Origin of the sequence: Pseudoalteromonas sp. SR45-5, from assembly GCF_014163565.1 — a bacterium.
Classification (GTDB): domain Bacteria; phylum Pseudomonadota; class Gammaproteobacteria; order Enterobacterales; family Alteromonadaceae; genus Pseudoalteromonas; species Pseudoalteromonas distincta.
In genome coordinates, this window is sequence record NZ_JACJDN010000040.1 from 1 (window position 1) to 13,412 (window position 13,412).

The 13,412-nt window shown below is 43.6% G+C and carries 1 protein-coding gene; it reads right to left on the reverse strand.

Features of this window, described 5'->3' with window-relative positions; translation table 11 throughout:
* Nucleotides 1–79 precede the first annotated feature (79 nt).
* Nucleotides 80–13,351 carry an Ig-like domain-containing protein gene (locus tag H5072_RS03075; protein ID WP_310735868.1) on the reverse strand — a complete coding sequence of 4,424 codons (13,272 nt, stop codon included), beginning with the start codon at nt 13,349–13,351 and terminating at the stop codon, nt 80–82.
* Nucleotides 13,352–13,412: the final 61 nt, after the last annotated feature.

Below are 13,412 nucleotides of genomic sequence, written 5' to 3' on the forward strand. Positions count from 1 at the left end.
TAAATTTCGTTATAAATAATATTAATTTGCTTAATAATGTAAGCCCCCTTAAAAAATAATTAAGAGGGCTTTATTGATATTAAATATCCGTTTGATTATTACTACTTTCAATTAAGTGTTTAATCATCTCTTCCGATTGATTTTGTACATCAACCGCAGGTGCTGCTGCATCAATGCTTCCTCCACTTTGAGCTGGAGTATAAGCAATTGCAGAGCCTTCATCCTCAACCAGTGTATTTAGCGCTATAAGCTGCTCTGCATCTTCATCAATGATTACGTCATTAATATTAAGCGGTTCAGCCGAACTCACTTGCACAGTTTGCTCAGGTGCTGATAGACCACTCAAGTTACCTAAATCAATCGTTTCAGTGCTTAATACGTTATTGCTTGAAACTTCATTAGGGGTTGTATCGCCTAGAGCCGACTCTTCGCTAAATGATGTAGGGATTGTGTCGCCAGAGGCTGAGCCTGATTCAGAGGTGTAAATATTGCCGGACTCGATAAACACATCATTACCATTTTTAACTTGGTAATTACCAGCTTCGTCCACAGTATAGAAATACGTGTTTTCAAGACCTGTACCCAGTAAACCTAAAGCATTCAGATCTAAGTTGGTAGAGTCCCAATTACCTTGAGCATCTACAACTGCATATGGCGCTGAAGTTAATGCTAAATCAATGCCTAAAACTAATGAGTCGAGAATATAGACCTTACTTCCCTCACCGCCATCAGATGTCCCTTCGTAGCCAACCAATATCCCTATACCCAATAAATTAAGTAAGTACTCAGGTTCTACTGTAAAGTTGATCGGTGTAGTATCAATAACCAATCCAGATATACTACCGCTTGAAGTTGTATTACCTGATGTATCAGTTGCTACAGCTGTTACTGTGTACTCACCATCAGCTAAGTCAGTATTAGCTGTAGCACTCCATACACCCGATGCATTAACAGTTTCTATTAATACAATACTTTCAGTTGGACCACTAAAAGTAACAGTTACAGACTCACCTGGAGCGGCAGTCCCCGTAACAAGAGGTGTTTGCTCTGCTGTTAGTACTAACCCTGAGTCAATTGTAATACCTGAGTCAATTGCGCTACTTGATGATTGCGTACCGGTATTACCTGCACCATCAGCAATGCTTACATCTACGCTGTAGTTACCCTCAGGAATTACTTCTGCTGATGTCACGCTCCAAGTTCCATCAGTGCCAACGGTTGTTTCAACATTGTGAGTGGCGCCTGCAGAATCTGTAAACATAACTATAACCGCTGCACCTGCAAAACTTCCGGTTACTGACCCCGTAACAGTAGGCGTTGTATCTTGCCCTACTGTAATTGGGTCTATCACTATAATTGGTGCAGTGAAGTCTGTACTTGACACCATTGTATCGCTTGATGAGTTACCCGCAGCATCACTCACTGTCGCAGTAGCGCTAAAACTACCTTCACTAAGCGCGGTGGTAGCTGTGACTGACCATGTGCCATTGCCTGCAACTTGAGCGGTAATAGTTTGTGAATCGTTATTAGCATCAGTAATAACAACACTCACATTTGTACCTGCTGGTGCATCACTTATACCTGTTATAGTCGGTAGCGGGTTATTGGTTACAGATAATTGATCAACTTCAACTGTTGGTGGTGTTAAATCAATTATTCCACCAAGACTTGTAGAGCTTGAAAGCCCTAAGTCTTCAACTGTAGCACTTACAGTAAAGGCGCCTTCAGCTAATGGTGTTGTAGGTATTAGAGTCCACATACCTGCTATAGCCGTTGTATTATAAGTGGTAGCGGTACCGTCACTGTCAGTAATAACGACTTCTACATTGCCGTTTATTACATCGGTAGTACCACTAATAGTAGGGGTTGTATCGCTTGTATCAATTATTGGGTTTATCAACAAACTTGGCAGGGTTGTACTGACAGTACCTATTTGATTTACAGTGGTTGTATTACCAGCGCTATCGGTACTTATGGCCTCAACTGTAATTTCTCCTTCAGGTAATAAAGGAGCAATGACAGACCAAGTACCATCGCCTAAAACAGTAGCAGTAACTGTTTGTACTGCGGCTGTTGAGTCAGTGATATTTACTGTAATTGAACTTCCTACTTCCTCATCGCTGGAGCCTGTAATTGTTGGTGTTAGAGTATTAAGTACTCCAAACGCATCTATCTCTAACGCTGGTGGAATGGTGTCTATAGTTACTTGTTCAATGGCTGACTGCCCAATATTACCTGCGGCATCAGTAATACTCGCATACACATCATAAACACCATCTGATAAGCTGGTGGTTACTAATGACCACGTGCCATCGCTACCAACTACAGCATCAAATACTGTTTCATCACCATTGCTACCAATAACTGTTACGTCAATGTCTGTACCGGGTGTTTCTTCCGATGTACCTGAAATTGTTAATATATCAGTGTTGCTAATGCTCAGTGGTAAAATTCCAACCACTGGCACTAGCGTATCAACGACGAATTCAAGCGTATCAGTAACTACGTTTTCTGCTTCATCTGTAATGCTTACATTAGCCACATGTTGCCCTTCAGTTAGTACATCTACCTCGAGTGAAAATAATCCAGCTGCATTAACCGTAGTGGTTAAAACTGAACCACCATCAAGTTGTATTTCAACAACACCATTAATTAAATCACTGGTACCTTGGATAATTGGCGTTGAATCCGATGTTGTACCAATAACCTGTAAGCCAAGTGTTGGCGATATTGTATCTACAACTCCGTCAAGTAGTTGCGTGGTAGTAATGCCGACCTCACTTAATACGTCAACTGTTATGCTAAATGTACCTTCAGCCAATGATTGAGGTACCTGTACTACCCACGTATTGTCATCTTGTACTATTGCAGTAAGCTCTTGTACTACATTTTCGCTATCCACCACTCTAACTAGCACTTCAGTGCCTGGTGCTTGGTCGGTCGTACCACTAATTATTGGTAAATCGCCTTCTCCAGTTACAAAGTCAACCACCGCATTCAGTACTGGGGTTGAAGCGTCTACATCAGCCGTAGTTATAGTGGTTGTATTACCAGCATCATCAGTTGCAGAAGCTTCAACAACCGATAAGCCAATAACATTAACTGCTAGGCCTAATAGCTCCCAATCACCATTGGCATCTGTGGTTACATCGTATGTTAAATCGAGTAAATCACCTGCAAGCTCTAGAGTAACCGTAACGGTTTTACCTTCGCCCAAATCAGATGTACCAGATAAAGAAACCAACTGACCTAATAGGAAGGAAGGCACAATTGTTAGCTCTGGTCCCACAGTATCAACCTCACCACCGGTTTTATTGTCGACCGAAGTATTGCCCGCAGCATCGCTAATAGTTGCACTAACACTGTAAACACCGTCAGCTAAAATATTATTAGCAGCCGCTTGCCAGTCTCCATTGCCATCGGTTTGAACGGTCATTTGATGAGAAACTCCAGCAGAATCAGTAAAGGTAACAATAACGTTTGTATTTGCCTCGTTAGACGTGCCACTAATTAATGGAGTGCTATCTTGAGTTAGTATTAATGAACTTTGATTAATACTAATTTCAGGAGCAATTGTATCAATGGTTGCTGTATTTGTTGCGTCCCCGGTATTACCAGCGCTGTCAGTAACAAATGCTTCAACTGAATAATCTCCTTGTGAAAGAGAGCTACTTGCCTCTACAGACCATACACCTCCAGTTTGAACCGTTGTATTTACAGTGTGCTCATTACCTTGTGCATCAGTGAATACCACTGCAACAGCATCACCCACATTAGCACCTGTCACACTTCCTGAAATACCTGGAGTTAGATCGGTACTTCCAGCAATATCGTTAATGGTCACAACTGGCGCTGTTATGTCAACTTCCCCTGTAATACTTGTGTTTACAGGATTACCGGCAGTATCTGTTGTTGAAGCTAAAACCGTGTAAGTGCCCTCGCTCAACTCTGTACTTGCAGCGACTGACCATGTGCCATTTGCACCAACAGTAGCATTAACCGTTTGCTCTGCACCTAAGCTATCTGTAATTAAAATAGCGACTATGGCGCCTTGTGGAGCTGTAGTTGTGCCTGAAATTGTTGGCGTTGTATCATTTGAAATTGTAAGCGGTGTAATATTAAGTGCTGGTGGAGTTAAATCGATAACACCGCTACCTGTTGTATTACTCGTTAAGCCTCCTTCAGTTACACTTGCCGAAACAGTAAATTCACCTTCAGGTAGAATATCTGTCGCATCAACACTCCAGATCCCACCTACCACAGTTGTAGTTACAGTATATGAAACGTTATTAACGTCAGTTATGACAACCGTGATTTCTGTGTTATCTGCCGCACTACTTGTGCCTGATATTGCTGGTGTTTGATCGTTTGTATCAACAATTGTATTAATATTAATTGTAGGCGCATTGGTATTTAACGTTGCGGTACTATTTGCAACTGATTCATTCCCTGCGGCATCAGTAACACTTGCAGAAACTGTAACTTCACCATCAGTCAGTGCATCTGTAATATCTACAGTCCAAGCACCACCTGCACCAACAACAGTTGTGTAAGTCTCGGTACTATCTGCATCGGTCACAGTTACTGTAATACTCGTGTTTTCAGGTTCATTGGATGTGCCTGAAATAGTTGGCGTGCTGTCATTAATTGTACCTAATGCGTTTATAGTAATACTTGGTGCTTGAGTATCAATAAAGCTCGAGCCTGTATCCACACCTTGATTGCCAGCATCATCGGTAATACTTACCTCTACATCATAATTACCATCAGGCAAGCTTGGCGCCGTAACTTGCCAATCGCCGTTATCATCAACTATTGCGGTTAAAGTATGTATATCACCGTTGCTATCTGTAATAACAATATCGACCACCGTATCCTGTGGTTCAGTTGAAGTACCATTTATAACTGGTGTCTCAGTGTTAAATACAGTTATATCATTAAGTACAATAACAGGTACTTGGGTATCAATTGTTAAATCAATTGTCGTGTTGCTGATATTATTAGCGTCATCGGTAACACTTACTTGAGCCGTATAATCACCATCAACAAGTGCTACGGGGACATCTACTTGCCAATTGCCATCAGTACCCACTGTTGCTGTTAGTGTTTGACCGCCGATAAGAATGGTTACATCAGCACCAATCTCATTACTCGTGCCTGAAATTGTAGGGGTTGTATCTATTGTCGCGTTAACTTCGTTCACAATTAATGTAGGAGCAACGCTATCTATTTCACCTTGAGCCTGCTGCGTTGTTAAATTACCAACACTGTCTCTAACCTCTGCAACAACAGTGTATTGACCTTGCGCTAGCTCTGCTGGTACAGCAACAGACCAGTCGCCATCGGCTTGAACTGTCGCAGTAAACGCTTGGCTTTCTCCTTCACTATCAGTCACGGTTATATTAATTACCGTGCCTTGCCCCATATCGGTGGTGCCGCTAATTACTGGCGTACTGTCATTAGATAAAGCATCAACACTAACGGTTAGTTCTGGTGCTACGTTATCAAAATCAAGTGTATTGATTGTTCTGACATTACCAGCGGCATCCGTTGCACTGGCAGTCACATAGGCAAGGTTTAGTAAAGGTACTGTTATGTTTGCAAGCCCCCAGGTACCATCAGGATTTGTCGTTGCTGTATAAGTTGCGCCAACTAACCCACCAACTAGGTACTCTGTAATAGTGATTACAGAGCCTCCTGGTAAATCAGAATCCCCCGAAAGAGAAACTAAATTACCTAATAAAAACGATGGAATAATTTCAAGTTCAGGAGCAGTTACGTCTACTTCGCCACTGTCTGTACCTGTACCTGTGTTGCCCGCTGCATCAGTGATGCTGGCGCTAACGCTATAATTCCCTTCGGCTAATGTGCCTGTTGGTGTCGCACTCCAGTTACCATTGGCATCGGTTTGTACATCAATGCTTTGAGTAGCATTTGCTGCATCTGTAAACGTCACCGTGATGGTGCTGTTAGGTGCATCACTAGTGCCTGTCACATTTGGCGTGCTGTCATTTGTTAATACTGGCGCATCTACACTCACACTTGGTGCTGTGGTATCAATGGTGCCGTTGCCGGTAATATCGGTGCTGTTACCTGCCACATCGCTAATACTTGCTTCGATGCTATACGGCCCTTCTGCCAGTGCAGTCGGTACTTCTATAGAGAAGTTGCCGTCTGCATCAACCGTGGTGGTAAAGGTTTGTGTATTGCCTTGATCGTCAACAATCGTGAAGTTAATAACCGTGCCTTCAACGGCATCACTTGTTCCACTGAGTGTCGGGGTGATGTCATTACTTGAGCCTGGGCTGGTAAGTACAAGTGTCGGTGCAGTGGTATCTATTTCACCTGCGCCTGTGGCGGTGGTGTCGTTGCCTGCGGTATCTTCAACACTCGCGCTAATAGTGTATGTACCTTCTGCAAGTGCTACCGGTACAGGGATTGACCACGTGCCATTGGCTAGTACGGTGGCACTCATGGTTTGCGCTGCGCCGCTGCTGTCGGTGACAACAATCGTTACTTCACTGCCTTGCGGTGCATCGCTGGTACCTGCAATCGTTGGCGTGGTGTCGTTCCCTACACCGTTGTCTGTAATAACAAGGCTCGGGCCAGTAAGGTCTATCTGACCTGTCTCGGTGGCGCTGCCGATATTACCTAGACCATCATTTACCTGTGCGGTGACAGTATATTCGCCTTCGGCTAAGTCAGTTGGTGCATCGACACTCCATACTCCACCCGTTACGGTTGTATCAACAGTCGTAATATTCCCTGTACTGTCTTCAAACGTTAAGCTAATGGTGGTGTTATCTGCCGCATCGCTTGTACCATTAATGGTTGGAGTGGTGTCGTTGGTGTCAACCAGTGCATTAATACTAATGCTTGGGGCCGTGGTGTTGAGTGTTGCGGTTTCACTTAATGTAGTGGTATTACCGGCGTTATCACTAACGCTTGCTTCAATAGTGAGTGGACCATCAGTTAACGCGTTCGGTACATCTGCTGACCAGCTGCCATCGGCTTGTACTGTTGCAGTAAACGTTTCTGTATTATCTGCATCCGTGACGTTAATCGTTATAACCGTGCCTGCTGGCGCGTTCGATGTCCCGCTAATTGTTGGCGTGCTGTTATTCGTGGCACCGACTGTGTCTAACGTCAGTGTCGGCGCTAAGGTATCTAAGTTGCCTGTTTGTGTTGCACCACCGGTGTTGCCTGCATCATCGGTGATACTGGCTTGCACGGTGTAGCTTCCATCCGGTAATTCAGGGCTGGTTGCTTGCCAATCACCGTTTGCATCCACGGTGGCGGTGATTGGGTGTTCATCACCGTTGCTGTCAGTAATAACAATGTTTACAACGGTGCCTTCAGGCTCTGTTGAAGTACCACTAATCACTGGGGTGCTGTCGTTACCCAAGCCCAGTGCATCAACGGTGACGATTGGCGTAATAGTATCCACATTACCACTGCTGTTTGCTGTGCTCTCGTTGCCTGCCGCATCAGTAATACTCGCGCTTACAGTAAAGTCACCTTGTGCAAGGGCACCTGGAATCTCAATGTTCCAGTGGCCATCGCTGCCAACTAGGGTCTCAATGGTTTGCACAGCGCCTGCGCTGTCGGTGATGGTGAGTGTAACAGTGCCACCAATTTCATTACTGGTGCCCTGAAGCTCTGGTGTTAAGTCGCTGACATCGCCTACGTTTTGAATGGTGAGCGTTGGCGCTTGTGTGTCTAACGTAATTGTATCTGTAACTGTTGTCGTATTTCCTGCTTCGTCAGATACACTCACTTCGATGGTGTTATCACCTTCATTTAAATCTGTTTGTGGAGTTACTTCCCAGTTACCATTTGCATCTACTGTGGTGGTAAGTGTTTGTTCAACCCCGTTATCATCAGTAATAACAACCGTGATGCTGGTACCAACGTCTGCATCACTAGTGCCTGAAATGGTAGGTGTTGAGTCGTTAGTTACAGTATCAAAGTTTACGGTTAAGCTAGGCCCTGATGTATCTATGTTGCCTGTAGCCGTATCTGAAGCACTATTTCCAGCAGCATCAGATACTTCAGCTTCTACAGAATAATCGCCCGAGGCCAACTCTTGAGAAAGTTCAACACTCCAATTACCATCGGCATCTGTTGTTGTGCTTAATGTGCGAACAACCCCTTGAGAATCAGTAACCGTTAAATTTATAACTGTGCCTGCAACTACGTCAGTTGTGTTACCTGAAATAACCGGTGTTGTATCATTACTTGTTTCTAGTTCATTTACTTGTATGGTTGGAGGCGTAATATCAATTACAGCATCAAGCTCTGCATTTGCGCTTCCACCACCTATGTCTGTTACTGTCGCACTAATTAAAATGGTGCCTTCAGCCAAATCGGCTGGCGGAGTAACACTCCAGAGTCCGTTTTCATCAACAACCGTAGTTAAAGTAATTATTCCACCCGCTGAGTCAGTGATCTGAACTTCAACTTGAGAGCCAACTTGTGCATTAAAAGTATCACCATTTATTTGAGGTGTTTGATCGTTAGTTTCGCCAATAACATCAATGGTAATAGTCAATGCGCTTGTATCAATTGTGCCTGAAGCACTTGCTGTGCCTTCATTACCAGCGCTATCGCTAATACTTGCATCTACAGAGTAGGCCCCTTCAGCTAAAGCCGCAGGTACTTCTACTGTCCAACTTCCGTCTGCAATTACTTGTGCTGAAATTGTTTGTACTGCACCATTAGCATCGGTCACTGTTAAAGTTATGGTTGAACCAGCAGGCTCCCCGCTAACCGTGCCTGAAATGGTCGGTGTTGTATCACTCGTATCGCCTAGTGAATTAATAGTAACTATTGGCGCTGTGGTATCAACTTCTCCCGTTGTTGTGGCTGTGGTTTCATTACCTGCGTTATCGGTAACCGATACTTCAACAGTAAATTCACCTTCACTTAATTCGTTCGGTACATCAACACTAAAGGTGCCATCGGCTTGTACTTCTGTGGTAATAGTTTGTGGATTACCTGCTTCATCAGTAACTGTAATAGTAACAACCGTGCCCTCTGGCTCACCGGTTGCGGTGCCTGAAATAGTTGGGGTGGTGTTGTTAGTATCACCTACTGGGTCAATAATAACTGTTGGCGCGGCAGTATCGACTTCGCCTATTGTTGTTGCGGTAGTTTCATTACCTGCTGTATCGGTAACCGATACTTCAACCGTAAACTCACCCTCACTTAATTCATTTGGTACATCAACACTAAAGGTACCATCAGCTTGTACTTCAGTGGTGATAGTTTGTGGATTACCAGCTTCATCAGTTACTGTAATAGTAACAACCGTGCCCTCTGGCTCACCCGTCGCGGTGCCTGAAATAGTTGGGGTGGTGTTGTTAGTATCACCTACTGGATCAATAATAACTGTTGGCGCGGCAGTATCGACTTCGCCTGTTGTTGTTGCGGTAGTTTCATTACCTGCAGTATCGGTAACTGATACTTCAACCGTAAATTCGCCTTCACTTAATTCGTTAGGTACATCAACACTAAAGGTGCCATCGGCTTGCACTTCTGTGGTTATGGTTTGTGGATTACCAGCTTCATCAGTAACTGTAATAGTAACAACCGTGCCTTCTGGCTCACCCGTTGCGGTGCCTGAAATGGTTGGGGTGGTGTCGTTAGTATCACCTAAGGGGTCAATAATAACTGTTGGCGCGGCAGTATCAACTTCGCCTGTTGTTGTTGCGGTAGTTTCATTACCTGCTGTATCGGTAACCGATACTTCAACCGTAAACTCACCCTCACTTAATTCATTTGGTACATCAACACTAAAAGTGCCATCGGCTTGTACTTCAGTGGTGATTATTTGTGGGTTACCAGCGTCATCAGTTACTGTAATAGTAACAACCGTGCCCTCCGGCTCACCCGTTGCGGTGCCTGAAATGGTTGGGGTGGTGTCGTTAGTATCACCTAATGGGTCAATAATAACTGTTGGCGCAGCAGTATCAACTTCGCCTGTTGTTGTTGCGGTAGTTTCATTACCTGCTGTATCGGTAACCGATACTTCAACAGTAAATTCACCTTCACTTAATTCATTTGGAACATCAACACTAAATGTGCCATCGGCTTGTACTTCTGTGGTTATGGTTTGTGGGTTACCTGCTTCATCCGTAACTATAATAGTAACAACCGTGCCTTCTGGTTCGCCCGTTGCGGTGCCTGAAATAGTTGGTGTTGTATCGTTGCTATCCGCCAGTGCATCAATCGTAATATTTGGTGCGGTATTATCGATAGTTCCCTGTGCAGAAGCTTCACTTTGGTTACCTGCTTCATCACTAACGATGGCATTAACACTAAAGTCACCTTCAACTAACTCATTAGTAGTATCGGCTGTCCAGCTACCATCAGCTAGCGTTTGTGTTGTAATTGTTTGTGTATTACCACCAGCATCTGTAACGATTAACGTAACAGTTGTTCCGGCTGGTACATTTTGTACAGAACCTGAAATTGTTGGAGTAGTATCGGCACTATCTGGGATTGTATTAATTGCTATAATTGGAGCTGATAAATCAATTGTTCCACTAACAGTATCGCTTGCTTCATTACCCGCAGCGTCTGTTACTGTTGCTGTAATTGTAAAATCGCCTTCAGCAACAGCTTGAGTTGCACCTACTTGCCAAGTTCCATCTTCTGACACAACCGCCGTCAATGTTTGTGACTCACCATTTGCATCAGTAACTAAAACACTAACAAGGCTACCCGGTGCTACATCACTCGTTGTTCCGCTAAATGTAGGCGTTGTATCGTTTGAATCAGCAAAGTCATTTATTGCAACTAAAGGAGGGGTGGTATCAACTGAGCCTAATTGTGAATCTTGAGCTGCGTTACCCGCATTATCAGATACATTAGCTGTTACTGTAAAATCTCCCTCGCTTAAAGCAGTTGGAATCTCAATACTCCAAGTACCATCAGCACTTATAGTAGTCACTAACTGTTGCTCAGCCCCTAGACTATCGGTAATAATTAAAGTTACTTCACTGCCCGATGCTAATCCTTGGGTAGAGCCTGTAAGAGTAGGTGTTGTATCGTTTGTATCAGCAATATTGTTAATAGTTACACTTGGTGCGGTTAAATCGACCGTACCTGTAACAGTTGCCGTACTGCTATTGCCTGCAGTATCACTAACACTCGCTGTTACTGTGAAATCTCCTTCACTGAGATCTGCAATAATATCCGCTGTATATGTACCATCTGTATTTGTAGTTGTTGTAAGTGTTTGTTCATTACCTTCACTGTCAGTTATTACTAATGTAACTTCGGTCCCTGCAGGTACATCAATTACATTACCGCTTACAGATGGGGTTACATCATTCGTATCCTCAATAGGATTAATCGTGATTGCAGGATCTGTTAAATCAATTTCTCCAGTTTCACTTGCAGAAGCTGTATTACCCGCAGCATCAGTTACAGTTGCAACCACACTAAACTGGCCTTCAACTAATTCATTACTTGCCTCAACTGACCAGCTTCCGTCAGCACCAGTAACTACTTGCACGGTTTCTGCTACGCCATCGCTTCCTGTAAATGTAACGGTTACTACCGCACCAGGTTCTACGTCTTGTGTAGAGCCGCTAATTGTTGGTGTTGTATCGTTAGTATCAATAATAAAATTAATACTTACAGTTAAATCAACATTACCTACTGCACTTGCTTGCGCTTCATTACCCGAGTCATCTATAACAGCAGCAACTACTGTAAAGTCGCCCTCCGGTAGAGGAGTTGTTACTTGTGCAGTCCACGAACCATCTTCTTGCGTCACTGCAAGTAATGTAAATGTGCTGCCATCGCTTGCCGTAATAGTTAAAGTAATGGTTGTACCTGCAGGCACATTACCGGTGTTACCACTTAAAAATGGAGTGGTATCGTTAGTATTAGCAATTGCATCGATTTGAATTGAAATAGGAGCAAACGTTATTTCGCCGTTTGTTTGCGCAGATGCCTCATTACCCGCAGCATCGGTTACTGACGCAGTTGCGGTAAATTCACCACCTGGCAAGATTTCACTAGCATCAACACTCCATGTGCCATCTTCATTTAATAAAGTAGTTAAAGTTTGTACGTTACCGTTTATATCGGTTACTAATACTGTAATTACAGAGCCCGCTGGAGCGTCTTCTACCCTACCTACAAATGTTGGTGTAGTATCGTTAGTATCAGCAATTGCAGTAACGGTAATATCAGGGTTTGTTAAATCAACAACACCTTGGTTATTTGCTTGGGCTTGATTACCTGCAGCATCACTTACACTTGCATCAACCTCAAACTGCCCTTCAGCCAATGGCGTAGTTACGTCGATAGACCAATCCCCATCAGCGTTAGTTTGGGTTAATAATGTTTGAGTTTGACCATCAAAATCGGTAATAACCACACTAATAATAGAGCCTGCAGGTACATCTTGCGCGTTACCTGTAATCGTTGGCGTGGTGTCTTGAGTGTCGTTAATATTATTAATTTGTACCGAAGGCGCCGTTAAATCAATTACTCCTGAATCACTTGCTAATGCTAAGTTTCCTACACTGTCGCTTACTTGTGCATCAACAGTAAAATCACCTTCAGGTAAAGGAGTCCCTACTTCTACACTCCAGCTTCCATCGGCTTGGGTAACTGCAGTTAATGTTTGTATTTGTCCTGCACTATCTGTAACAGTAATTGTTACTTGAGTGTCCTCAGGAACACCATTTGTTGTTCCAACAAGTGGTGGTGTTGAGTTATTTGTTTCATCAGTTACATTTACGGTGATTACCGGAGCAGTTAAATCTACATTCGCTAAAGCTTGGTCTATAGCTTGATTTCCAGCTGCATCAATCGCAACAGCGCTTACGTTAAACTCCCCTTCAGATAAAGGTGAGGTGGTAGTAATTACCCAATTTCCTTGAGCATCAACCTGAGTAACTATTGTTTGTACCGTACCTGCACTATCCGTTAACGTGACTGATACATTATCCCCAGTATTCAAACCAGATACTGTCCCTGTCACTGTCACTGTTTGCGAAGCAGAATCGGCAACAGGATCAATAGCAATAAGTGGAGGTGTTGTATCAACCTCAATTGAAATAGTGTCGTTTATAGGATTACCAACAGGATCCGTCGCTTCAACAACAACCGTTACAGGGCCATCAGCAATTGGTGTTGGTAGGGTTATTTCAAAGGTACCATCAGGGCCAATTACAACACTAACTACTTGAGAGTTTCCATCAACATCAGTTACCGTTACATTAACCGTTTCGCCGATTAAGTTTTCGCTCATACCGGTGATTGTAGGTTGTGATGAGTTAGTAATACCTAGCTCATTAAGTGAAATAGATGCAGTAGTTGAATCAGGCACAATACCGTCAGAGGTATCTCTTAAATTAAAAGCTTCAGTAGCGCCTTGCTCAAAAGATGAA